Here is a 23,267-nt window from a genome sequence, read left to right on the forward strand (position 1 = left end):
ATACTCCCGCTCTTTAAATCGCAGCCCAAGAAACAGGTGAATTTCGTGAGCCAGCCTACGCCAGCCGTGCGTACCTTCCAAGACTTGATCCTCGCCCTCCAGCAATACTGGGCCGAGCAAGGTTGTGTGGTACTTCAGCCCTACGATATGGAAGTAGGCGCCGGGACTTTCCACACAGCCACGTTTCTGCGCGCCATTGGCCCGGAAACCTGGAACGCCGCTTATGTGCAGCCCAGTCGTCGCCCGACTGACGGCCGCTACGGCGAAAACCCGAACCGCCTGCAGCATTACTACCAGTTCCAGGTAGTGTTGAAGCCGAATCCGGACAACTTCCAGGAACTGTACCTGGGTTCCCTCAAGCACGTCGGCCTGGACCCGTTGGTCCACGACATTCGCTTCGTCGAAGACAACTGGGAATCGCCGACCCTGGGCGCCTGGGGTCTGGGCTGGGAAGTCTGGCTCAACGGCATGGAAGTGACCCAGTTCACGTACTTCCAGCAAGCGGGCGGCATCGAGTGCTACCCGGTGACCGGCGAGATCACCTACGGTCTCGAGCGTCTGGCCATGTACCTGCAAGGCGTGGACTCGGTCTACGACCTGGTCTGGGCTGACGGCCCGATGGGCAAAGTCACCTACGGCGATGTGTTCCACCAGAACGAAGTGGAGCAGTCGACCTACAACTTCGAACACGCCAACGTCGAGAAGCTGTTCGAACTGTTCGATTTCTACGAAAGCGAAGCCAAGCGCCTGATCGAACTCGAGCAGCCGTTGCCGTTGCCGAGCTACGAAATGGTGTTGAAGGCGTCCCATACCTTCAACCTGCTGGATGCGCGCCGGGCAATCTCGGTGACCGCGCGTCAGCAATACATTCTGCGCGTACGCACCCTGGCGCGTTCCGTTGCGCAAGCCTACCTGCTGGCTCGCGCCAAGCTGGGCTTCCCGATGGCGACCCCGGACCTGCGTGATGAAGTACTGGCCAAGCTGGAGGCTGCACAATGAGTGCTCAAGATTTTCTGGTTGAACTGGGCACCGAAGAACTGCCACCCAAAGCCCTGAACACCCTGGCCGACGCGTTCCTGGCCGGTATCGACAAGGGCCTGCAAGCCGCCGGCCTGAACTACGAGACCAAAACCGTCTACGCCGCACCGCGCCGCCTGGCTGTGCTGATCACCTCGCTGGCGACCCAGCAGCCGGATCGCAGCATCAATCTCGACGGCCCACCACGCCAGGCCGCGTTCGATGCCGAAGGCAATCCGACTCAAGCGGCATTGGGTTTCGCCAAGAAGTGCGGCGTCGACCTGAGCGAAATCGATCAAAGCGGCCCGAAACTGCGCTACAGCCAAAGTATCGCCGGCAAGCCGACCCTGAGCCTGCTGCCGACCATCGTCGAAGATTCCCTGAACGACTTGCCGATCCCGAAGCGCATGCGCTGGGGCGCCCGCAAGGAAGAGTTCGTGCGTCCGACCCAGTGGCTGGTGATGTTGCTCGGTGACCAGGTCATCGATTGCACGATCCTCGCCCAGAAAGCCGGCCGCGACTCCCGTGGTCATCGCTTCCATCACCCGCAAAGCGTGCGCATCACCTCGCCAGCCAACTACTTGAGCGACCTGCGGGCCGCTTATGTACTGGCCGATGCCAACGAGCGTCGCGCGTTGATCAGCAAGCGCACCGAAGAACTGGCGACCCTGCAGGAAGGTACTGCAATCGTTCCACCCGCCTTGCTCGACGAAGTGACCGCGCTGGTGGAATGGCCGGTGCCGCTGGTGTGCTCGTTCGAGGAACGTTTCCTCGACGTGCCGCAAGAAGCGCTGATCACAACCATGCAGGACAACCAGAAGTACTTCTGCCTGTTGGACGCCGACGGCAAGTTGCTGCCACGCTTCATTACCGTGGCCAACATCGAAAGCAAAGACCCGCAGCAGATCATCGCCGGTAACGAGAAAGTGGTTCGCCCACGCCTGACCGACGCCGAGTTCTTCTTCAAGCAAGACAAGAAGCAGAAACTCGAAGACTTCAACCTGCGTCTGCAAAACGTGGTGTTCCAGGAAAAACTCGGCAGCGTCTACGACAAGGCCGAGCGCGTTTCCAAACTCGCCGCGTTCATCGCTCAACGCATTGGTGGCAACGCCGCATGGGCTGCCCGTGCCGGCCTGCTGTCCAAGTGCGACCTGTCGACCGAGATGGTCGGTGAGTTCCCGGAGATGCAAGGTGTCGCCGGTTACTACTACGCCCTCAACGACGGCGAGCCCGAAGAAGTCGCCCTGGCGCTGAACGAGCAATACATGCCGCGCGGTGCCGGTGCTGAATTGCCGACGACCCTGACCGGTGCGGCCGTGGCCATCGCCGACAAGCTCGACACCCTGGTCGGTATTTTCGGCATCGGCATGCTGCCCACCGGCAGCAAAGACCCGTACGCCTTGCGTCGTGCAGCCCTGGGTGTATTGCGCATCCTGATCGACAAGAAACTCGACCTCGATTTGAACGACGCCGTGGCCTTCGCTGTGAATGCCTTCGGTACCAAGGTCAAGGCTGCCGGCCTGAACGACTCGGTGCTGGAATTCATCTTCGACCGTCTGCGTGCCCGTTACGAAGACGAGGGTGTCGATGTCGGGTCTTACCTGTCGGTGCGCGCCCTGAAACCGGGCTCGGCGCTGGACTTCGATCAGCGCGTCCAAGCGGTAGAGGCGTTCCGCAAATTGCCGCAAGCCGCTGCCCTGGCCGCGGTGAACAAGCGCGTTTCGAACTTGCTGAGCAAGGTAGAGGGCTCTGTACCTGCGGTCGTGGAAGCCAAGTACTTCGACAACGCCAACGAGTTCTCCCTGTATTCGGCGATCCAGCAGGCTGACCAGGCTGTACAGCCAATGGCTGCTGCACGTCAGTACAGTGAATCCCTGGCACGCCTGGCGGCCTTGCGCGAGCCGGTGGATGCGTTCTTCGAAGCCGTGATGGTCAATGCCGAAGATGCCAAAGTGCGCGCCAACCGCTATGCGTTGCTGGCGCGTCTGCGTGGGCTGTTCCTCGGTGTCGCCGACATTTCGTTGCTGGGCTGAGGGATTGCTGTTGAAACTGCTGATTCTCGATCGGGACGGGGTGATCAATTACGACTCCGACGCTTACATCAAGTCGGTGGAGGAGTGGATTCCACTCCCCGGTTCAATCGAAGCCATCGCGCAGTTGAGCAAAGCCGGCTGGACGGTAGCGGTGGCTACCAACCAGTCGGGCATCGCTCGCGGCTATTACGACATCGCCACCCTGGACGCCATGCACGAGCGCTTGCGCTCGCTGGTGGCGGAGCAGGGCGGTGAGGTCGGGCTGATCGTCTACTGCCCGCACGGGCCGGACGACGGTTGCGATTGCCGCAAGCCAAAACCGGGGATGTTGAAAACCATCGCCGCGCATTACAACGTAGCGCTGACCAATCTATGGTTCGTTGGCGATACTCTCGGTGACCTGGAAGCCGCCAAGGCCGTCGATTCTCAGCCAGTTTTGGTAAAGACCGGGAAAGGCGAAAAGACGCAGGGCAAGACCCTGCCGGTGGGCACCTTGATTTTTGACGATCTGGCGGCGATTGCCGCAGAACTTATCCACAATTGAGCGCTTCTGATATTCCTGGCCAAGGATTGATCGGGAGTGCGCTTATATAGACGGGCAATGCCCGCACGGTAAATGTCGCCATGTCGATACTGCAGGCCATCAGAACCTTCCTCTTTTACCTGCTGCTGGGCACCAGCTCTTTGCTCTGGTGCAGCCTGAGCTTTTTTATCGCACCTTTTCTGCCGTTCAAGGCGCGCTACCGCTTTATCAATGTGTACTGGTGCCGCTGCGCCTTGTGGCTGAGCAAAGTCTTTCTGGGCATCAGCCATGAAATCAGAGGCGCAGAAAACGTGCCTGACCAGCCCTGCGTGATTCAGTCCAATCACCAGAGCACCTGGGAGACCTTCTTTCTCTCGGCCTACTTCGAGCCACTGAGCCAAGTGCTCAAGCGTGAACTGCTCTACGTTCCGTTCTTCGGTTGGGCGATGGCCATGCTGCGACCGATTGCCATCGACCGCGACAATCCCAAAGCTGCACTCAAACACGTGGCCAAGAAGGGCGATGAGCTGCTCAAAGATGGCGTGTGGGTGCTGATTTTCCCGGAAGGAACGCGGGTTCCCTACGGCACCATCGGAAAATTCTCCCGCGGTGGCACCGCTTTGGCGGTCAACGCTGCGCTCCCGGTACTGCCGATTGCGCACAATGCAGGCAAATATTGGCCGAAAACCGGTTGGGCGAAGAAGCCGGGCGTCATCACCGTGATCATCGGTGAACCCATGTACGCCGACGGCAGCGGGCCGCGCGCCATCGCCGAGCTGAACGATCGGGTCCAGGCCTGGAACGAGCAGATGCAACGGGAAATGGGCTCGCTCCCACCGGACACGCAAGCCCCGGCTGACAGTGATCGAATGGCTGTCTGAGATTCTGTGGATAACCTGTGTATCGTTTTGCTTACAAGTGCCGTATTTAGCTTGTAGCTTTATGATTTATATACATATTTCATAAACACATAAAACGTCGGAAAAGGTGCATAAGTTTTTTTCGGGCGCAAAAAAACCGGCTGATATAGCCGGTTTTTTTATGGCCAAAATAGAGTGTTTCAATCCTTGAACAAGGGAAAGTGCAGCCGGAAACGTGTGCCTTGACCCACCATACTTTGACACTCAATCATTGCGCCATGTCGATCCATCACTGCCTTCACCATCGACAACCCCAACCCCACGCCGTCGATGCCCTGGGCTGAAGACAGTCGCCGATACTGGCTGAACAGTTCGGGCAATTCCTCTGCAGCAATGCCTTTGCCTTGGTCAATGATCTCGCATATCAGCCAGCCTTCGGCGCAGTTGACCTGCACAATGATTCGAGTGCCGGGGCCGCTGTACTTGATGGCGTTCTCCAGCAGATTGAACAAGGCTCGGGTCAGTAGCGCCTGATCGGCCATGATCAAGCTTTCCTGCGCGACATCATCCAGGTGATGGACCATTTCGATCTGCTTCAACTGCGCAATGGTCAAAGTTTGATCGAAGACATCCAGCACCATCATCGCAAACAGGCTCGGCTGGAACTGATAAGCCTCTGATTCGGCCTTGGCCAGTTGTACGAAACCGTCAGTCAATTCCAACGCTCGACGCACCTGGCACTCGATCTGATCGAACAGTTGAGTGTCCCCGACGGCTTGATGTCGGTGTACGTCGAGCAGGGCGAGTATCGCCGAATGGGGCGCCCGCAGATCGTGGGACAAGAAGCGTAACAGTACGCCGCGTTGCTCCTCGGCATCACGCTCAACGCTGAGGTCGGTCAGGCTCAATAACCAGCCGATAGGCGTTTCTCCGTCCACCGGCAGTAAAGCAGCGCGCTCCAGACGCAGACTGCGTTCTTTGAAGTCCCTGAACTCCACCAACGGCAACGTCGATAAGCGCGGCCGAGGGCCTTCAACCAGTTCCGGATAGCCCAGTTTCGCCAATTGCTCCAGAACGTCATCGCCCACCAGATTGGCGCCGAACAGATCCCTGGCATTACGGTTACCCAGCAAAATCCGGCCATGAGGATCACTGATCAATGTGGCGACCGGCAAATACTCCAGGCCATCGGCGATAAAGCGGCGGGTATCACGGGTTCGACCCATCGCTTGTTCCAGCGCCATGATCTGGCCTTGCAAAGGGTCGTCAGTGGGAAATTGTGCACGGCGACGCTCCGGAAAGACCTTCGGCTCGCTGTCCAGCCGCTCCAGTTCCCAGCCAAAATAGGTCAGTACCACACTCAAGCGCCGCCAGTTCCAGATCAGGTAACCGAACAGCATGCCCAACAGACTTGCTGCAGGGGACCACCACCAGCCCAGTTTCGCGAACCCTACGCTCGCCAGCAACGCACAGCTCATGCCCGCGACAGTCAACCAGAGCGCCAGCCTCGGACGTAGCAATAACAAACCCAAGACACAGGCAACCAGACAAACAGACAACAACGCGCCCCACACACCTGAGCCATTTCGGTGGCTGGTCTCTGCATTGAAGGAAAGCAGGCCCGTCAGGGGTAACAACAGCAAGCTTATCCACAGCCATTCTCGGACCAGTTGCCGGAATAACCTTTGGACTTGAGTCGGCTCGCGACTTTCCCGGCGGCGCTCATTATTCATGGTCAATACTGACGTAATGGATGTAGGGGATTTCGTTCATGGGTCACAGTTCCCAGAGGAGGGCGCTTGAAGAATCATAGCGGACGCGACCAACGGAAAGCGGCTTACTTTCACTCTCCAGCCGAACGTGTATTGTCAGATAACATGCTGGCCGCCAAAGGAATAACGACATGCGTGTAGCGATACTGGATGACGAACCGGCAGAACTGCGCAGGGTGGAACAGACCTTGCGGCAGATGACCGAACCGGGTGAGCTTACCTGGTCATTGCACAGCTTCGAGCAGGGAGAAGACCTGTTACGACAACTGCGACGGGAAACATTCGACCTGCTGATCCTCGACTGGCAGTTGCCGGGCTTCAGCGGCCTGTCGCTGTTGCGCTGGACCCGCGAACACATGGACGCACCACCCGCCGCGATCATGCTGACCAGCCGCGATGCCGAAAGCGATATCGTCCAGGCGTTGAATGCGGGCGCCGACGATTACGTCAGCAAGCCGTTTCGACCCAATGAACTGAAAGCCAGAGTGGCTGCAGTGTTACGCCGGCATAGCCTGCAACGTGCGGCACCGACCGAAGTACTGAGTTTTAATGACCTGGTGTTCGATGATGCCGAATTGACTGTAAACCGCGCCGGCAAATCTATCGGGATGACCGAGCGGGAATACCGACTGGCGCGTTGCCTGTTCAGTAACCTGGGACGACCGCTGTCCCGGGAGTATCTCTATGAGCGGTTCTGGACCCATGAAGAGATGGTGTCTTCCCGGCCGCTGGATACCCACATTTATCGCCTGCGCAACAAGCTGGGGCTGACGGCTGATCGCGGTTGGCAACTGCTGACGATTTACGGGTATGGGTATCGACTGGAAAGTGTGGGGGCGGCAAGCGATCATTAATCGTACAAACATTTCGACAGGCAAATAAAAAGGCCACCGCGTAAACGATGGCCTCCTTTGGCAAGTAAGCTGGATCAGAAATCCAGGTTGGATACCGCCAGGGCATTGCTTTCGATAAAGTCACGACGTGGTTCGACCGCATCACCCATCAGGGTGTTGAAGATCTGATCCGCGCCAATGGCGTCTTCGATGGTGACTTTAAGCATCCGGCGCTGGCTTGGGTCCATGGTGGTTTCCCACAGCTGATCCGGGTTCATTTCACCCAGACCTTTGTATCGCTGGATGGTGTGACGCTTGGTGCTTTCAGCCATCAGCCATTCAAGCGCTTCCTTGAACTCGGTGACCGGCTTCTTGCGCTCGCCACGCTGGATGTACGCGCCGTCGTCCAGCAAGGTGCTCAGTTGAGCGCCCAGGGAAACGACAGTCTTGTAATCGTTGCTGCCGAAGAAGTCGCGGTTGAACGTGACGTAGTTCGACAGGCCGTGGGAGATCAGTTCGACCTCGGGCAGCCAGACGTTACGTTCACGGTCTTCACGCAGGCTGGCTTTGTAGACCAGGCCGGACTTCTCGACGGTGCGCAGGCGAACTTCGTATTGGGCCAACCAATCCTGCATTGCGGCGTGATCGGACAGTTGCTCCATGCTCACTGCAGGCAGGTAGATGAAGTGCTCGGTCAGTTCCTGTGGGTACAGGCGCGACAGACGCTTGAGAGTCTTCATCACCAGGCGGAAGTCATTCACCAGACGCTCGAGCGCTTCACCGGAGATACCCGGTGCTTCCTCGTTCAGGTGCAGGCTCGCATCTTCCAGGGCCGACTGCGTCATGTACTCTTCCATGGCGTCGTCGTCTTTGATGTATTGCTCTTGCTTGCCTTTCTTGACCTTGTACAGCGGCGGCTGCGCAATGTAGATATAGCCGCGCTCGATCAGCTCCGGCAACTGACGGAAGAAGAAGGTCAGCAGCAGGGTACGGATGTGCGAACCGTCGACGTCAGCATCGGTCATGATGATGATGTTGTGATAGCGCAACTTGTCGATGTTGTACTCGTCACGGCCAATGCCGCAGCCCAGCGCGGTGATCAAGGTGCCCACTTCCTGGGAAGAGATCATCTTGTCGAAGCGTGCCTTCTCGACGTTCAGGATCTTGCCCTTCAACGGCAGGATGGCCTGGGTCCTACGGTTGCGTCCCTGCTTGGCGGAGCCGCCAGCAGAGTCACCTTCCACGAGGTACAGTTCGGAAAGGGCAGGGTCTTTTTCCTGGCAGTCAGCCAGTTTGCCCGGCAGGCCGGCAATATCCAGCGCGCCTTTGCGACGGGTCATCTCACGGGCCTTACGCGCCGCTTCACGAGCGCGAGCCGCGTCGATCATCTTGCCGACGACCAGTTTGGCTTCGTTCGGGTTTTCCAGCAGGAAGTCGGAGAAGTACTTGCCCATTTCCTGTTCGACCGCGGTCTTCACTTCGGAAGAAACCAGCTTGTCTTTAGTCTGGGAGCTGAACTTCGGATCCGGTACTTTCACCGAAATGATCGCGGTCAGGCCTTCACGGGCATCGTCGCCGGTGGTCGCGACTTTGTGCTTCTTCGCCAGACCTTCCGCTTCGATGTAGGTGTTCAGGTTACGCGTCAAGGCCGAACGGAAACCCACCAGGTGAGTACCGCCGTCGCGCTGCGGGATGTTGTTGGTGAAGCACAACAGGTTCTCGTTGAAGCTGTCGTTCCACTGCAGGGCGATTTCCACGCCAATGCCGTCTTCACGCTGGATGTTGAAGTGGAACACCTGGTTGACCGGCGTCTTGTTGGTGTTCAGGTATTCAACGAACGCACGCAGACCGCCTTCGTACTTGAACAACTCTTCCTTGCCGCTACGCTCATCCTTGAGGACGATGCCGACACCGGAGTTGAGAAAGGACAATTCACGGATCCGCTTGGCCAGGATGTCCCAGCTGAAGTGGATGTTCTTGAAAGTAAGGTCGGATGGCTTGAAGTGAATCTGGGTGCCGGTGGTTTCGCTTTCGCCGACGATTTTCATCGGTTCCTTCGGAACACCGTGGATGTAGGTCTGTTCCCAGATCTTGCCGCTACGGCGAACGGTCAGAACCAGCTCTTCGGACAGGGCGTTCACAACCGACACACCTACACCGTGCAGACCGCCGGATACTTTGTAGGAGTTGTCGTCGAACTTACCGCCGGCGTGCAGTACGGTCATGATGACCTCGGCTGCCGAAACGCCTTCTTCTTTGTGCACGTCTACCGGGATGCCACGACCGTTGTCGCGCACGGTGATGGATTCGTCCGGGTGAATGATGATGCTGATGTCATCGCAGTGGCCGGCGAGAGCTTCGTCGATCGAGTTATCGACCACTTCGAACACCATGTGGTGCAGACCGCTGCCATCGTCGGTGTCACCAATGTACATACCGGGACGTTTGCGTACGGCATCCAGGCCTTTAAGCACTTTAATGCTCGTTGAGTCGTACGTATTTTCTTCGCTCAATGCCTTCACTCCCGATGGTCGTGGGTCTGGGTGATACGGCCCTGTTCCACGTGGAACAAAGCGACTGGCGTTTCCGTCTGCCAGCCTTCCCTCAATAATTCGTGATCTACACAAGTGATAAACACTTGGCAGCGTAAGTCTTCCAGCAAGCGGCAAAGCGCGCGACGGTGGTGCTCGTCCAGTTCGGACGGCAGGTCATCCACCAGATAAATACACTGACCGCGTCGGGCCTGGCTGACCAAGTGCCCTTGGGCAATCCGCAATGCACAAACCACTAACTTCTGCTGACCGCGGGACAAGATGTCGGCAGCGTTATGAGCGCCCAGTCGAAGGCGCAAATCAGCGCGTTGTGGTCCGGCCTGGGTGTGACCCATTTGCTGATCCCGCTGTAGGGAACCGGCGAGCACTGCACTCAGCTCGCGGTCTTTATCCCAACCTCGGTAATAGCTGAGCGTTAAGCCCTCGAGCTCAACCAATTCGCTCAAGGTCTGTTCAAAGACTGGTTTCAAGGCTTTGATGTAAGCGCGGCGGTATTCATCAATTTCAGCGCTGGCCTGGCACAGTTCCCTGTCCCAAACCGCTTGCGAAACGGCGTCAAGTGTACCATGCCGCAGCCAAGAGTTTCTCTGGCGCAAGGCCTTCTGCAAGCGCTGCCAGGTGGACATGAAGCGCGGTTCCACGTGGAACACACCCCAGTCGAGAAACTGTCTCCGAATCTTCGGCGCGCCCTCCAACAGCCGGAAGCTGTCGGGGTTGATCAGTTGCAGTGGCAGGATCTCCGCCAGTTGCGCCGCGCTGCGGGCGTTCTGTCCATCAATACGGATCTGGAACTCCCCTTGACGGTCTCGTGAGATACCCAAGGCGCTGTGCCCACCCTCGGCCAACTCCACCTGACCAAACACCGTGCAGGCGAGCTGCTCATACTGGATGACCGGTAATAAGCGGGTGCTACGAAACGAACGGGCAAGCCCCAGCAAGTGAATGGCTTCCAGAACACTGGTTTTGCCGCTGCCGTTGGCGCCGTAAAGAATGTTGATTCGGGGAGAGGGGGAGATGGTCACCGGGTGCAGATTGCGCACCGCGGTGACCGAGACGCGACTTAAGGACATCTAGCTTCTGCTGAGCATGATTACAGACGCATCGGCATGACAACGTAGGCCGAGTCGTCGTTGTCGGATTCCTGCACCAGCGCGCTGCTGTTGGAGTCGGACAGGATCAGTCGAACTTGCTCGGTGGTCATCACGCCCAGTACGTCGAGCAGATAGCTCACGTTGAAGCCGATTTCCAGCGGACCGCCGTTGTACTCGACTCCCACTTCTTCTTCCGCTTCTTCCTGCTCCGGGTTGTTGGCCTGGATCTTGAGCTGGCCATTGGCCAGCTGCAGGCGAATACCCCGGTATTTCTCGTTGGACAGAATCGCGGTACGGCTAAAAGCTTCACGCAGCGCCTGACGATCACCCAGCACCAGCTTGTCGCCGCCTTTTGGCAGAACGCGCTCGTAATCAGGGAATTTGCCGTCGACCAGTTTCGAGGTGAAGGTGAACTCACCAGTGGTGGCGCGGATGTGGTGTTGACCCAGGACGATGCTGACGATGCCGTCCGGTTCGGTCAGCAAGCGCGCCAGCTCAAGGATACCCTTGCGCGGTACGATGACCTGGTGGCGATCCGGCTGACCGATATCGGCTTGCATCGAGCACATGGCCAGGCGGTGACCGTCTGTTGCCACGGCGCGGATGATGCCGGCAGAGACTTCCAGCAGCATGCCGTTCAAGTAGTAACGCACGTCCTGCTGGGCCATGGCGAAGCTGGTGCGCTCGATCAGACGACGTAATTTGCTTTGCTCCAGGCTGCAGGTCAGCGAGCCAGGGCCTTCTTCCACTGTCGGGAAATCGTTGGCCGGCAACGTCGACAAGGTAAAGCGGCTACGGCCGGCCTTCACCACAAGCTTCTGCTCGTCGACCTTGATGTCGATCAGCGCGTCGTTCGGCAAGCTTTTGCAGATGTCCATCAGCTTGCGCGCAGGCACCGTGATGGAACCCGGATCGGCAGGTTCTTCGAGTTGGACACGACCGACCAGCTCGACTTCCAGGTCGGTACCGGTCAGCGACAGTTGCTGGCCTTCGACAACCAGCAGCACGTTGGAGAGCACCGGCAAGGTCTGTCGGCGCTCGACGACGCCTGCGACCAGTTGCAGGGGTTTCAACAGGGCTTCGCGTTGAATGGTGAAATGCATGGTCTAGTCCCTTGCCTTAATAAGCTGCGCTGGTGTTCATCAAGTGGTCAGTGTACGCAGCAGGTTCTTGTAGTCCTCGCGGATGTCCGCGTCGGATTCCTTGAGTTCGTTGATCTTGCGGCAGGCGTGCAAAACAGTCGTGTGGTCCCGGCCACCAAACACGTCGCCGATTTCCGGCAGGCTGTGGTTAGTCAACTCTTTGGACAACGCCATGGCAACCTGACGCGGACGAGCGACCGAGCGTGAACGACGCTTGGACAGCAGGTCCGAGATCTTGATCTTGTAGTACTCGGCGACGGTGCGCTGAATGTTATCCACAGAGACCAGTTTGTCTTGCAGCGCCAACAGGTCTTTCAGGGATTCGCGAATCAGCTCGATGGTGATGTCGCGGCCCATGAAGTGCGAGTGGGCGATCACGCGTTTAAGCGCGCCTTCCAGCTCACGAACGTTGGAGCGAATGCGCTGGGCAATGAAGAACGCCGCGTCGTGTGGCAGATCGACTTTGGCCTGGTCGGCCTTTTTCATCAGGATCGCCACGCGGGTTTCCAGCTCCGGCGGCTCGACGGCAACCGTCAGCCCCCAACCGAATCGAGACTTGAGGCGCTCTTCCAGGCCTTCAATTTCTTTAGGATAGCGGTCACTGGTAAGAATGACCTGCTGCCCACCTTCAAGCAGGGCATTGAAGGTGTGGAAAAACTCTTCCTGGGAGCGCTCCTTGCGGGCGAAGAACTGAATGTCATCGATCAACAGCGCGTCCACCGAACGGTAGAAGCGCTTGAACTCGTTGATCGCGTTCAATTGCAGCGCCTTGACCATGTCCGCCACGAAACGCTCGGAATGCAGGTACACGACCTTGGCATTCGGGTTCTTCTTCAGCAGGTGGTTACCCACAGCGTGCATCAAGTGGGTTTTACCCAGGCCCACACCACCATAAAGGAAGAGCGGGTTGTAACCGTGCTTGGGGTTGTCCGCGACTTGCCAGGCCGCAGCCCGGGCCAGTTGGTTGGACTTGCCCTCGACAAAGTTCTCGAAGGTGAAGGTGCGGTTCAGGTAGCTGGTGTGCTTGAGCGCACCTTCAACCTGCACGGTGCGCTGTTCAGAGCGGACCGGGGCCTGTTGAGAACTCGCACCCGCCATCGGGTCGAAACTGTCGCGGGATGGCTCCTCACTGACTTCGGCAACTTTGTGCGTCGATCGCTTGGTCGGCGTGGCCGCCGGTGCGGGAGCCGGAGCGCTGACAGGCGTTTGAGCCGCCTGCGCCTGGGACGCGGCAGCAGCCAGCGGCGCATTGGGAGCGGCACGTGGGGCCGAACTGCGTTTGCTGCCTATTAATAAGGAAAGCGCAGGCGTCATGCCATTGCCATGCTCATCCAGCAGTTCGAGGACGCGGCCCAGGTACTTTTCGTTTACCCAGTCGAGAACAAAACGATTCGGTGCGTAGACACGCAACTCGTCGCCTTCGGCTTCGACCTGTAGCGGACGGATCCAAGTGTTGAATTGTTGGGCAGGCAGCTCATCGCGCAAAAGCTCCACGCACTGCTGCCATAGTTCCACTGACACGGATATCCCCTAAGTTGAAAGCCGGTGAGGCAAAAACAAGCGGCCATTGTAGCGACCAGACGCCTACTTATCCACACGTAGGTTATTCACTGCCGCATAAGAATCGCGGTTTTCGCTGGAAAAAACTCGACCAATGGTCTGTGTATAAGCTCTGTGGATAACCACCCGTAAGGTCGTTGCACAAGTGGGGGCGAAACTCGGTGGATAACCCACCTGTGGATAAGTGGCCTTTTCACGCACAGGTTATCCGACAGCGCAGCACAGGCTGCCCCCTGTTTTCCACTGTAGTTGTCATTCTCTGTACAGCACGTACTAAAAGGGCTAGAGGTAGTTATCCACAGATGATCGCGGGCCTAGCTTTTATAAGCTTTACAGAAAAGCTTTAAATACTTTCCTTCTTTATTTCTATATCTAGCGGAGGGCAGGGACCGGAGAAACCCCTGTAGATCTATTTATAAGGAAACGCTGGTTGGAAATTGACCTAGAGGCTTGCTTTCTCTAGAATCCCCGGTCTCTTAAAACGGGGGCCATTCCGGCCCGTTGTGGACGAATCAGGTAACACGACAATGAAACGTACTTTCCAACCAAGCACCATCAAACGCGCTCGTACCCACGGTTTCCGTGCTCGCATGGCTACCAAGAACGGTCGTGCCGTCCTGTCGCGTCGTCGCGCCAAAGGTCGTGCGCGTCTGGCAGTTTGATAATCCGGCACTGGAGGTGAGTCAGGACTTCAGTCGGGAAAAGCGCCTGCTTACCCCCCGGCATTTCAAGGCAGTCTTTGACTCCCCTACCGGCAAGGTTCCGGGGAAAAATCTCCTGCTCCTTGCGCGCAACAACGATCTCGATCACCCCCGTCTCGGGCTGGTTATCGGGAAAAAGAGCGTAAAACTCTCCGTTGAGCGCAATCGCCTCAAACGTCTGATGCGCGAATCGTTCCGTCTGAACCAGGACTCACTGGCCGGCTGGGACATCGTTATCGTCGCGCGCAAAGGTTTGGGTGATGTAGAAAACCCCGAATTGATTCAGCATTTCGGCAAACTCTGGAAGCGTCTGGCACGCAGCTCGCCGGTACCAGCAGTCAAAACCGAAACTGTAGGGGTAGACAGTCCCGATGCGTAAACTGGCACTCGTTCCGATCCAGTTTTATCGCTATGCCATTAGTCCTCTGATGGCCAGTCACTGTCGTTTCTACCCCAGTTGTTCCTGCTACGCGTACGAAGCCATAGAAAATCATGGCCTTCTGCGCGGTGGCTGGCTGGCCTTTCGTCGTTTAGGTCGCTGTCATCCGTGGAATCCCGGTGGTTATGACCCGGTTCCATCTATCCCTACCTCCCGTTCTTCTTCGATGGCCGAGTAATCATGGATATCAAACGCACGATCCTGATCGTCGCCCTGGCAATCGTGTCCTACGTTATGGTTCTTAAATGGAACCAGGACTATGGCCAGGCTGCCCTGCCGACTCAGAATGTTGCTTCCAGTACTACCGCACCGGGTCTACCGGATACGGCGACTGGCAATAATGCTTCTGTCAGTGACGACATCCCCCGCGCCGCAAGCGATACCAGTGCAACTGCACCTGCTGAAACACCAGTAGCGGCAAGCAAAGACCTCATCCAGATCAAAACGGATGTGCTCGACCTGGCAGTCGATCCACAAGGTGGCGATGTTGCCCAGCTGAAATTGCCGTTATATCCACGTCGCCAGGACCATCCGGAAATTCCGTTCCAGCTGTTCGATAACGGCGGTGAACTGACTTACCTGGCGCAAAGCGGTCTGATCGGTACCAACGGCCCGGATGCAAGTCCGACCGGTCGTCCGGTCTACTCCTCGGAGAAGAAGACTTATCAACTGGCTGACGATCAGGACCAATTGGTCGTGGACCTTAAGTTCAGCAAGGACGGCGTCAATTACATCAAGCGTTTCACCCTGAAACGTGGCCTGTATGACGTAACCGTTTCCTACCTGATCGATAACCAGAGCGCGCAGCCCTGGTCCGGTGCGATGTTCGCGCAACTGAAGCGCGACGCCAGCGGCGATCCTTCCTCCACCACCGCCACCGGTACCGCGACTTACCTGGGCGCTGCCCTGTGGACAAGTAACGAGCCGTACAAGAAAGTGTCCATGAAGGACATGGACAAGGCGCAGTTGAAGGAAACGGTCACGGGTGGTTGGGTTGCGTGGTTGCAACACTACTTCGTTACCGCCTGGATTCCGGCCAAGGGCGAAAACAACGTCGTCCAGACCCGTAAAGACAGCAAGGGCAACTACATCATCGGTTATACCGGCCCGGCAATGAGCGTCGCACCAGGTGCAAAAGCCGAGACCAGTGCAGTTCTGTACGCCGGTCCGAAAAGCCAGGCAGTGCTCAAAGAGTTATCCCCAGGTCTGGAACTGACCGTCGACTACGGCATTCTGTGGTTCATTGCCCAGCCAATCTTCTGGTTGCTGGGACACATCCACGCGATCGTCGGTAACTGGGGCTGGTCGATCATCTTCCTGACCATGCTGATCAAGGGGATTTTCTTCCCGCTGTCGGCTGCCAGCTACAAATCCATGGCGCGCATGCGTGCAGTGGCACCAAAACTGGCTGCGCTGAAAGAGCAGCATGGCGACGACCGGCAGAAAATGTCGCAAGCCATGATGGAGCTGTACAAGAAAGAGAAGATCAATCCGCTGGGTGGTTGCTTGCCAATCCTCGTGCAAATGCCGGTTTTCCTTTCGCTGTACTGGGTTCTGCTGGAAAGCGTTGAAATGCGCCAGGCGCCGTTCATGCTGTGGATTACGGACTTGTCGATCAAGGATCCGTTCTTCATTCTGCCGATCATCATGGGTGTCACCATGTTTATCCAGCAGCAGTTGAACCCAACGCCTCCGGATCCGATGCAGGCCAAGGTGATGAAGCTGATGCCAATCATCTTCACCTTCTTCTTCCTGTGGTTCCCGGCTGGTCTGGTTCTGTACTGGGTTGTGAACAACGTGTTGTCGATCGCCCAACAGTGGTACATCACGCGTAAGATCGAAGCGGCTGTGAAAAAAGCCGAGGCGTAACTTGCTCTGTGGTTAACCACTCAAAACGCCCCCTAGTGGGGCGTTTTGCTATCTGTCACTTTTGTCTGGATACCGGTTTATGAGCGTTCCTCGTGAAACCATCGCTGCCGTCGCCACCGCACAAGGTCGCGGTGGTGTGGGCATCGTCCGTATTTCAGGGCCTCTGGCGAGTGTTGCAGCCAAGGCCTTCAGCGGTCGTGAACTCAAGCCGCGGTTTGCCCACTACGGCCCCTTCCTCAGTGGAAACGATGAGGTTCTGGACCAAGGCATTGCCCTGTATTTCCCGGGACCGAACTCGTTCACCGGCGAAGATGTGCTGGAACTCCAGGGTCATGGCGGCCCGGTGGTTCTGGATATGCTGCTCAAGCGATGCCTGGAACTGGGCTGCCGACTGGCTCGTCCCGGTGAGTTCAGCGAACGCGCCTTCCTCAACGACAAACTCGACCTGGCGCAGGCCGAAGCCATCGCTGACTTGATCGAGGCGAGCTCGGCACAGGCTGCACGCAATGCCTTGCGTTCCTTGCAGGGCGCCTTTTCCGAGCGTGTGCATAACCTCACCGAGCAATTGATTGGCCTGCGGATTTACGTCGAAGCGGCCATCGACTTCCCGGAAGAGGAAATCGACTTCCTTGCCGATGGCCATGTATTGAGCATGCTCGACAAGGTACGTGATGAGTTATCCACCGTATTGCGCGAAGCCGGGCAGGGGGCATTGCTGCGCGACGGCATGACGGTGGTAATTGCCGGTCGACCGAATGCGGGAAAATCCAGCCTGCTGAACGCATTGGCCGGTCGTGAGGCGGCGATCGTCACCGAGATTGCCGGCACCACCCGGGACATTCTTCGCGAACATATCCACATCGATGGCATGCCGCTGCATGTGGTTGATACCGCAGGTTTGCGGGACACCGATGATCAAGTGGAAAAGATCGGCGTCGAACGGGCATTGAAGGCCATTGGCGAAGCAGATCGCGTATTGCTGGTGGTCGACGCCACCGCACCCGAAGCACTCGATCCGTTCGCGTTGTGGCCTGAATTCCTGGAGACCCGTCCAGACCCGGCGAAAGTCACGTTGATCCGTAACAAGGCTGACCTCACCGGTGAAGCCATTGCCCTGGAAGTCAGCGAGGATGGCCACGTCACCATCAGCCTCAGCGCCAAGTCTGCAGGCGATGGCCTGGAACTGCTGCGCGATCATCTCAAGGCCTGCATGGGCTACGAACAGACCTCCGAGAGCAGCTTCAGCGCTCGCAGGCGGCACCTCGAAGCCTTGCGCCATGCCAGTGCCTCCCTCGAGCATGGCCGTGCGCAGCTGACATTGGCAGGTGCCGGTGAGCTGCTGGCCGAAGATCTGCGCCAGGCCCAACACTCGCTGGGTGAAATCACCGGTGCTTTCAGCTCCGATGATCTGTTGGGGCGGATTTTTTCCAGCTTCTGCATCGGTAAGTAGGAGCAAGCTTGCTTGCGATGGACGTAACCGATAACGCGTGTTTGTTGGTTAAACGCGTTACCCTCGGGTCCATCGCGAGCAAGCTCACTCCTACAAGGGTCAGCTTTCTAGCCTGTCTGTTTCTTCCTTTCTCTTAAATTCTCTTCCAGTGCCGAGCAGATTCTGTCTGCTTGAGCGGATTCTCTGTGCACGGAATTTGCCCGATTCGCGCTTTTCTGTGGATTAAGCCCTGTGAATAACTGCCACTAAGGGCAGTTGATAACAGCGTCAGAAAACTGACGATAACTACCGCTGTGGATAACACCCCGTTTTACTCACAGGCTTAAACCGCTTATCCAAGGGCCTCATTGGCACATGACCACAGGGTTTTGATCCTCTGTACACGTTGAATATAAAGGCCTATAGCAATCTATCCACAGAAACGTGCTTCAGTATAAATAAACATAAAAACAAAGATTTAATATCTTTCTTTCTTTTTTATTTCTGTTAATCCGACTTTTCCACAGCTGGTTAAATTTTGTGCAAAGGGTTCTTTAGGAAGGGCGAAGTCCCTATACTTGCCGACCAGGTCCAAAAACCTGTGGTCAAACTATTTCTGATTACCTGACTGAAGCAGGCACGAGGTGCGTGGTGGATTTCCCTTCCCGTTTTGAAGTGATCGTCATCGGCGGCGGTCATGCCGGTACCGAGGCAGCACTGGCGTCAGCACGCATGGGGGCAAAAACCCTGTTGCTGACGCATAACGTGGAAACCCTCGGCGCCATGAGTTGCAACCCTGCCATTGGCGGGATCGGCAAAAGCCACCTGGTCAAGGAAATCGATGCCCTGGGCGGCGCGATGGCCATGGCCACCGATAAAGGCGGTATTCAGTTTCGCGTGTTGAACAGCCGCAAAGGCCCGGCCGTGCGAGCGACTCGCGCTCAAGCCGACCGGGTTCTGTACAAGGCCGCTGTCCGCGAAGCCCTGGAAAACCAGCCGAACCTGTGGATATTTCAACAAGCCGCCGATGACCTGATCGTCGAACAGGAGCAGGTGCGTGGTGTAGTCACCCAAATGGGTCTGCGTTTCCTCGCCGATTCCGTGGTGTTGACCACTGGCACCTTCCTCGGTGGACTTATCCACATCGGGATGCAGAATTTTTCCGGCGGTCGCGCCGGTGATCCGCCATCGATTGCCCTGGCTCACCGTTTGCGTGAATTGCCATTGCGGGTCGGTCGCCTGAAAACCGGTACACCGCCGCGTATCGACGGTCGTTCTGTGGATTTCTCTGTGATGACCGAGCAAGCAGGCGATACGCCGATTCCGGTGATGTCGTTCATGGGCTCAAAAGAGCAGCACCCGAAACAGGTCAGCTGCTGGATTACCCACACCAATGCCCGCACCCACGAGATCATCGCCGCCAACCTCGATCGTTCGCCGATGTATTCCGATGCAGGGTCGATCGAAGGCATTGGCCCGCGCTACTGCCCGTCGATCGAAGACAAGATCCATCGCTTTGCCGACAAGGAAAGCCACCAGGTCTTCATCGAACCCGAAGGCCTGACGACCAACGAGCTGTACCCGAACGGGATATCCACATCCTTGCCGTTCGACGTGCAGTTGCAGATAGTGCAATCGATCCGCGGCATGGAAAACGCGCACATCGTGCGGCCGGGTTACGCCATCGAGTACGATTACTTCGACCCGCGTGACCTGAAGTACAGCCTGGAAACCAAAGTCATCGGCGGTCTGTTTTTTGCCGGGCAAATCAACGGCACCACCGGTTACGAAGAAGCCGGCGCCCAGGGTTTGCTGGCCGGAGCCAATGCCGCACTGCGTGCCCAGGGCAAAGATGCCTGGTGCCCGCGTCGGGATGAGGCGTACATCGGGGTATTGGTCGACGACCTGATTACCTTGGGTACCCAGGAACCGTATCGGATGTTCACCTCCCGGGCCGAGTACCGCCTGATTCTGCGCGAAGACAACGCCGACCTTCGCCTGACCGAAAAAGGTCGCGAACTGGGTCTGGTGGATGATGCCCGTTGGGCGGCGTTCTGCACCAAACGCGAAAGCATCTCCCTGGAAGAACAACGTTTGAAAAGTACCTGGGTTCGCCCGGGCACCGAGCAAGGCGATGCCATCTCAGAAAAATTCGGCACGCCCCTGACCCACGAATACAATTTGCTCAACCTGTTGAGCCGTCCGGAAATCGACTACGCGGGTCTGATCGCCGTGACCGGTGGCGGCGCAGAAGATCCACAAGTCGCCGAGCAGGTCGAAATCAAGACCAAATACGCCGGTTACATTGATCGCCAGCAGGATGAAATCGCACGCTTGCGGGCCAGTGAAGATACGAAACTGCCAGTGGATATCGATTACACGAATATTTCCGGTCTCTCCAAAGAGATCCAGAGCAAGCTCGGAACGACCCGTCCAGAGACCCTGGGCCAGGCGTCACGTATCCCGGGTGTCACGCCGGCAGCGATTTCGCTGTTGATGATTCATTTGAAAAAACGCGGCGCTAGCCGTCAGTTGGAGCAAAGCGCTTGAGTTCGTCGGTCACCTCGAAGCACGCAGAAGAGTTATCCACAGGTGCTCGCCAACTCGGAGTCACACTGTCCGACACCCAGCATGCCCAGCTGCTGGGTTATCTGGCCCTGTTGATAAAATGGAACAAGGCTTACAACCTGACCGCCGTGCGCGATCCGGACGAAATGGTGTCCCGTCACCTGCTCGACAGTTTGAGCGTGATGGGGTTCGTCGAAAACGGTCGTTGGCTGGACGTTGGCAGCGGCGGCGGCATGCCGGGTATTCCGTTGGCCATCCTGTTTCCAGGGTCCCAGGTGACGTGCCTGGACAGCAATGGCAAGAAAACCCGCTTCCTGACCCAGGTCAAACTCGAACTCAAATTGGATAACCTGCAAGTTATCCACAGTCGCGTCGAAGAATTTCAGCCTGCTCAAGCCTTCAACGGGATCATCTCCCGGGCGTTCAGCAGTATGGATAACTTCAGCAACTGGACTCGCCACCTCGGCGACACAGATACACGTTGGCTGGCAATGAAGGGCGTTCATCCGGCTGATGAGCTGGTAGCATTGCCGGCAGACTTCCACCTCGATAGCGAACACGCCCTGGCCGTACCTGGTTGCCAAGGCCAACGCCATCTGCTGATACTGCGCCGCACGGCATGATTGGGAACACAAGCAAGAATGGCTAAGGTATTCGCGATTGCGAACCAAAAGGGTGGTGTGGGCAAAACCACCACCTGTATCAACCTCGCAGCTTCCCTGGTCGCTACCAAGCGCCGGGTGCTGTTGATCGATCTCGATCCACAGGGCAACGCCACCATGGGTAGCGGTGTGGACAAACACGGCCTGGAAAACTCGGTCTACGACCTGTTGATCGGAGAATGTGATCTGGCTCAGGCCATGCACTACTCCGAGCACGGCGGTTACCAGCTATTGCCGGCCAACCGCGACCTGACCGCCGCGGAAGTGGTTCTGCTGGAAATGCAGATGAAGGAGAGTCGTCTGCGCAGCGCGTTGGCGCCGATCCGTGAAAACTACGATTACATTCTGATCGACTGCCCGCCGTCGCTGTCGATGCTCACGCTTAACGCACTGGTCGCGGCCGACGGGGTGATTATCCCCATGCAGTGCGAGTACTTCGCACTCGAAGGCTTGAGCGACCTTGTGGATAACATCAAGCGCATCGCCGAGCTGCTCAACCCGAACCTGAAAGTCGAAGGCCTGTTGCGGACCATGTACGACCCGCGCCTGAGCCTGATGAACGATGTGTCGGCGCAGCTCAAGGAGCACTTCGGCGAGCAGCTCTACGACACGGTCATTCCGCGCAACATTCGCCTGGCCGAAGCGCCAAGCTATGGCATGCCGGCGCTGGTGTACGACAAGACTTCGCGAGGCGCAATTGCCTATCTGGCATTGGCGGGCGAGATGGTTCGCCGTCAGCGCAAAAACTCACGCACCGCCGCCGCTCAGGCAACTTAAGGAATCCCCATGGCCGTCAAGAAACGAGGTCTCGGACGTGGACTGGATGCACTGCTGAGTGGTCCGACTGTCAGCTCGCTGGAAGAACAGGCGGTGCAGGCGGATCTTCGTGAGCTGCAGCACCTGCCCCTGGACCTGATCCAGCGTGGCAAGTACCAGCCACGGCGGGACATGGATCCTCAGGCGCTGGAGGAGCTGGCGCAGTCGATCAAGGCCCAGGGCGTGATGCAGCCGATCGTGGTTCGTCCGATCGGCAGCGGTCGCTACGAAATCATTGCCGGCGAACGTCGCTGGCGCGCCAGTCAGCAAGCCGGCCAGGAAACCATCCCGGCAATGGTTCGCGACGTACCGGATGAAACGGCGATCGCCATGGCGCTGATCGAGAACATCCAGCGCGAGGACCTCAATCCGATCGAAGAAGCGGTGGCCTTGCAGCGTTTGCAGCAGGAATTCCAGCTGACCCAGCAACAAGTGGCCGAAGCGGTGGGCAAATCCCGCGTAACCGTGGCCAACCTGCTACGCTTGATCGCGTTGCCGGAAGTCATCAAGACCATGCTGTCCCACGGCGACCTGGAAATGGGTCATGCCCGTGCTTTGCTCGGTTTACCGGAGAATCAACAGGTTGAAGGGGCGCGACACGTTGTCGCACGAGGGTTGACCGTACGCCAGACCGAAGCGCTGGTTCGCCAGTGGTTGAGTGGCAAACCGGAGCCTGCTGAACCGGTTAAGCCGGACCCGGATATCGCCCGGCTCGAACAGCGCCTGGCCGAGCGCTTGGGCTCTGCGGTGCAGATCCGCCACGGGAAAAAGGGAAAGGGGCAGTTGGTGATCGGTTACAACTCCCTCGATGAGCTTCAGGGTGTGCTTGCACACATTCGTTGAAACATTTCCTCATGTAGCGTGCAGGTGGAAATCACTACCTGGCAGTTGAATAGGGGCGGAACCGCCCCTATACTCTGCGCGCATTTTGTCGGCACAAATTATGCCAAGTTATTGAATTCTGGCAGCCGATCATTGGGGAGCAAAAACGATGGAGAGCCGCACGCCAAACCGCTTGCCATTCCATCGCCTGGCAGTTTTTCCGGTCTTACTGGCTCAATTTGTCGTTTTGGTACTGGCCGCTTTGGCGCTTTGGTACTGGCATGGAGTCGTCGCCGGGTACTCGGGACTTTGCGGAGGCCTGATAGCCTTGCTGCCCAATGTTTATTTCGCTCACAGGGCATTTCGGTTTTCCGGCGCCCGAGCAGCTCAAGCCATCGTCCGGTCTTTTTATGCCGGCGAGGCGGGCAAACTGATTTTGACGGCAGTGCTCTTTGCATTGACGTTCGCAGGTGTGAAGCCATTGGCGCCGCTGGCTGTATTCGGCGTCTTCGTGTTGACCCAACTGGTCAGCTGGTTCGCGCCCCTGCTGATGAGAACAAGACTTTCGAGACCTTAGG

The 23,267-nt window shown here is 57.5% G+C and carries 20 protein-coding genes; 15 read left to right on the forward strand and 5 right to left on the reverse strand.

The genetic code is table 11. From position 1 onward, the window contains the following. Positions 1–45: 45 nt before the first annotated feature. From glyQ to F8N96_RS24185, 4 genes are all read left to right on the forward strand, one after another. Entirely contained in the window at positions 46–999 is a 954-nt protein-coding gene (gene glyQ / locus F8N96_RS24170; protein WP_064680830.1) for a glycine--tRNA ligase subunit alpha, read from the forward strand. Then, a complete protein-coding gene (glyS, locus tag F8N96_RS24175) occupies positions 996–3,050 on the forward strand; it encodes a glycine--tRNA ligase subunit beta (RefSeq protein ID WP_150799952.1) in 2,055 nt (684 codons plus the stop codon). The genes glyQ and glyS overlap by 4 nt, the downstream gene beginning before the upstream one ends. A 4-nt stretch (positions 3,051–3,054) precedes the next feature. Further along, positions 3,055–3,594, forward strand: a complete 540-nt coding sequence (gene gmhB / locus F8N96_RS24180) for a D-glycero-beta-D-manno-heptose 1,7-bisphosphate 7-phosphatase (RefSeq protein ID WP_191630674.1) — start codon at positions 3,055–3,057, stop codon at positions 3,592–3,594. A gap of 80 nt (positions 3,595–3,674) precedes the next feature. Then, positions 3,675–4,454, forward strand: coding sequence for a lysophospholipid acyltransferase family protein (locus F8N96_RS24185; protein WP_150799954.1), 780 nt, complete (start codon positions 3,675–3,677; stop codon positions 4,452–4,454). A gap of 179 nt (positions 4,455–4,633) precedes the next feature. Here the strand turns inward: F8N96_RS24185 and F8N96_RS24190 are convergent, their stop codons facing one another. Beyond that, positions 4,634–6,166 carry a sensor histidine kinase gene (locus F8N96_RS24190; protein ID WP_150799955.1) on the reverse strand — a complete coding sequence of 511 codons (1,533 nt, stop codon included), beginning with the start codon at positions 6,164–6,166 and terminating at the stop codon, positions 4,634–4,636. 170 nt (positions 6,167–6,336) lie between these two features. On the opposite strand from F8N96_RS24190, the gene F8N96_RS24195 reads away from it, so the two are divergent. Further along, on the forward strand, positions 6,337–7,059 hold the full coding sequence (locus tag F8N96_RS24195; protein WP_150799956.1) for a response regulator transcription factor: 723 nt from the start codon (positions 6,337–6,339) through the stop codon (positions 7,057–7,059). 74 nt (positions 7,060–7,133) lie between these two features. Here F8N96_RS24195 and gyrB read toward each other — a convergent pair whose 3' ends face one another. Genes gyrB through dnaA form a run of 4 tightly spaced genes read right to left on the reverse strand, consistent with a single transcriptional unit; the run spans position 7,134 to position 13,344 of the window. Next, positions 7,134–9,551 carry a DNA topoisomerase (ATP-hydrolyzing) subunit B gene (gene gyrB / locus F8N96_RS24200; RefSeq protein WP_064680829.1) on the reverse strand — a complete coding sequence of 806 codons (2,418 nt, stop codon included), beginning with the start codon at positions 9,549–9,551 and terminating at the stop codon, positions 7,134–7,136. A gap of 5 nt (positions 9,552–9,556) precedes the next feature. After that, positions 9,557–10,660, reverse strand: a complete 1,104-nt coding sequence (gene recF / locus F8N96_RS24205; RefSeq protein ID WP_131059041.1) for a DNA replication/repair protein RecF — start codon at positions 10,658–10,660, stop codon at positions 9,557–9,559. A 20-nt stretch (positions 10,661–10,680) separates the two neighbouring features. Then, the gene (gene dnaN / locus F8N96_RS24210) at positions 10,681–11,784 is read right to left on the reverse strand and encodes a DNA polymerase III subunit beta (protein ID WP_064680536.1); all 1,104 of its coding nucleotides are present in this window, start codon (positions 11,782–11,784) and stop codon (positions 10,681–10,683) included. A gap of 39 nt (positions 11,785–11,823) precedes the next feature. Then, a complete protein-coding gene (gene dnaA, locus F8N96_RS24215; protein WP_150799957.1) occupies positions 11,824–13,344 on the reverse strand; it encodes a chromosomal replication initiator protein DnaA in 1,521 nt (506 codons plus the stop codon). Between the two features lie 566 nt (positions 13,345–13,910). Here dnaA and rpmH point away from each other — a divergent pair. From rpmH to F8N96_RS24265, 10 genes are all read left to right on the forward strand, one after another. Next, positions 13,911–14,045 (forward strand): 50S ribosomal protein L34, encoded by a 135-nt coding sequence (gene rpmH / locus F8N96_RS24220; protein ID WP_003213577.1) that lies wholly within the window; start codon positions 13,911–13,913, stop codon positions 14,043–14,045. A gap of 16 nt (positions 14,046–14,061) precedes the next feature. Further along, a complete protein-coding gene (rnpA, locus tag F8N96_RS24225; RefSeq protein WP_224789442.1) occupies positions 14,062–14,463 on the forward strand; it encodes a ribonuclease P protein component in 402 nt (133 codons plus the stop codon). Next, positions 14,456–14,701 carry a membrane protein insertion efficiency factor YidD gene (gene yidD / locus F8N96_RS24230; protein WP_074872215.1) on the forward strand — a complete coding sequence of 82 codons (246 nt, stop codon included), beginning with the start codon at positions 14,456–14,458 and terminating at the stop codon, positions 14,699–14,701. Before rnpA ends, yidD begins: the two co-directional genes overlap by 8 nt. Before the next feature lie 2 nt (positions 14,702–14,703). Next, on the forward strand, positions 14,704–16,392 hold the full coding sequence (yidC, locus tag F8N96_RS24235; protein WP_150799959.1) for a membrane protein insertase YidC: 1,689 nt from the start codon (positions 14,704–14,706) through the stop codon (positions 16,390–16,392). 79 nt (positions 16,393–16,471) lie between these two features. Next, entirely contained in the window at positions 16,472–17,842 is a 1,371-nt protein-coding gene (gene mnmE, locus F8N96_RS24240) for a tRNA uridine-5-carboxymethylaminomethyl(34) synthesis GTPase MnmE (RefSeq protein WP_150799960.1), read from the forward strand. Between the two features lie 630 nt (positions 17,843–18,472). Continuing rightward, the gene (mnmG, locus tag F8N96_RS24245; RefSeq protein WP_150799961.1) at positions 18,473–20,371 is read left to right on the forward strand and encodes a tRNA uridine-5-carboxymethylaminomethyl(34) synthesis enzyme MnmG; all 1,899 of its coding nucleotides are present in this window, start codon (positions 18,473–18,475) and stop codon (positions 20,369–20,371) included. Then, entirely contained in the window at positions 20,368–21,012 is a 645-nt protein-coding gene (gene rsmG / locus F8N96_RS24250) for a 16S rRNA (guanine(527)-N(7))-methyltransferase RsmG (protein WP_150799962.1), read from the forward strand. The genes mnmG and rsmG overlap by 4 nt, the downstream gene beginning before the upstream one ends. An 18-nt stretch (positions 21,013–21,030) precedes the next feature. Beyond that, the gene (locus tag F8N96_RS24255) at positions 21,031–21,828 is read left to right on the forward strand and encodes a ParA family protein (RefSeq protein ID WP_128874600.1); all 798 of its coding nucleotides are present in this window, start codon (positions 21,031–21,033) and stop codon (positions 21,826–21,828) included. Positions 21,829–21,837: 9 nt separating this feature from the next. Further along, complete coding sequence (locus F8N96_RS24260; protein ID WP_150765384.1) at positions 21,838–22,710, forward strand: ParB/RepB/Spo0J family partition protein; 873 nt, start codon at positions 21,838–21,840, stop codon at positions 22,708–22,710. A gap of 148 nt (positions 22,711–22,858) precedes the next feature. After that, on the forward strand, positions 22,859–23,266 hold the full coding sequence (locus F8N96_RS24265) for a F0F1 ATP synthase subunit I (RefSeq protein WP_007948092.1): 408 nt from the start codon (positions 22,859–22,861) through the stop codon (positions 23,264–23,266). Position 23,267: the final 1 nt, after the last annotated feature.

The sequence above is a fragment of the Pseudomonas fluorescens genome (genome assembly GCF_902497855.1).
GTDB lineage: Bacteria > Pseudomonadota > Gammaproteobacteria > Pseudomonadales > Pseudomonadaceae > Aquipseudomonas > Aquipseudomonas fluorescens_BI.

What these genes read in the sequence shown, in the direction of transcription:
- F8N96_RS24185 (WP_150799954.1), top strand. Translation starts at nt 3,675, where the DNA reads ATGTCGATACTGCAGGCCATCAGAACCTTCCTCTTTTACCTGCTGCTG.
- glyS (WP_150799952.1), top strand. Translation starts at nt 996, where the DNA reads ATGAGTGCTCAAGATTTTCTGGTTGAACTGGGCACCGAAGAACTGCCA.
- recF (WP_131059041.1), bottom strand. Translation starts at nt 10,660, where the DNA reads ATGTCCTTAAGTCGCGTCTCGGTCACCGCGGTGCGCAATCTGCACCCG.
- mnmE (WP_150799960.1), top strand. Translation starts at nt 16,472, where the DNA reads ATGAGCGTTCCTCGTGAAACCATCGCTGCCGTCGCCACCGCACAAGGT.
- dnaN (WP_064680536.1), bottom strand. Translation starts at nt 11,784, where the DNA reads ATGCATTTCACCATTCAACGCGAAGCCCTGTTGAAACCCCTGCAACTG.
- F8N96_RS24260 (WP_150765384.1), top strand. Translation starts at nt 21,838, where the DNA reads ATGGCCGTCAAGAAACGAGGTCTCGGACGTGGACTGGATGCACTGCTG.
- F8N96_RS24265 (WP_007948092.1), top strand. Translation starts at nt 22,859, where the DNA reads ATGGAGAGCCGCACGCCAAACCGCTTGCCATTCCATCGCCTGGCAGTT.
- yidC (WP_150799959.1), top strand. Translation starts at nt 14,704, where the DNA reads ATGGATATCAAACGCACGATCCTGATCGTCGCCCTGGCAATCGTGTCC.
- yidD (WP_074872215.1), top strand. Translation starts at nt 14,456, where the DNA reads ATGCGTAAACTGGCACTCGTTCCGATCCAGTTTTATCGCTATGCCATT.
- F8N96_RS24195 (WP_150799956.1), top strand. Translation starts at nt 6,337, where the DNA reads ATGCGTGTAGCGATACTGGATGACGAACCGGCAGAACTGCGCAGGGTG.
- F8N96_RS24190 (WP_150799955.1), bottom strand. Translation starts at nt 6,166, where the DNA reads ATGAATAATGAGCGCCGCCGGGAAAGTCGCGAGCCGACTCAAGTCCAA.
- F8N96_RS24255 (WP_128874600.1), top strand. Translation starts at nt 21,031, where the DNA reads ATGGCTAAGGTATTCGCGATTGCGAACCAAAAGGGTGGTGTGGGCAAA.
- rpmH (WP_003213577.1), top strand. Translation starts at nt 13,911, where the DNA reads ATGAAACGTACTTTCCAACCAAGCACCATCAAACGCGCTCGTACCCAC.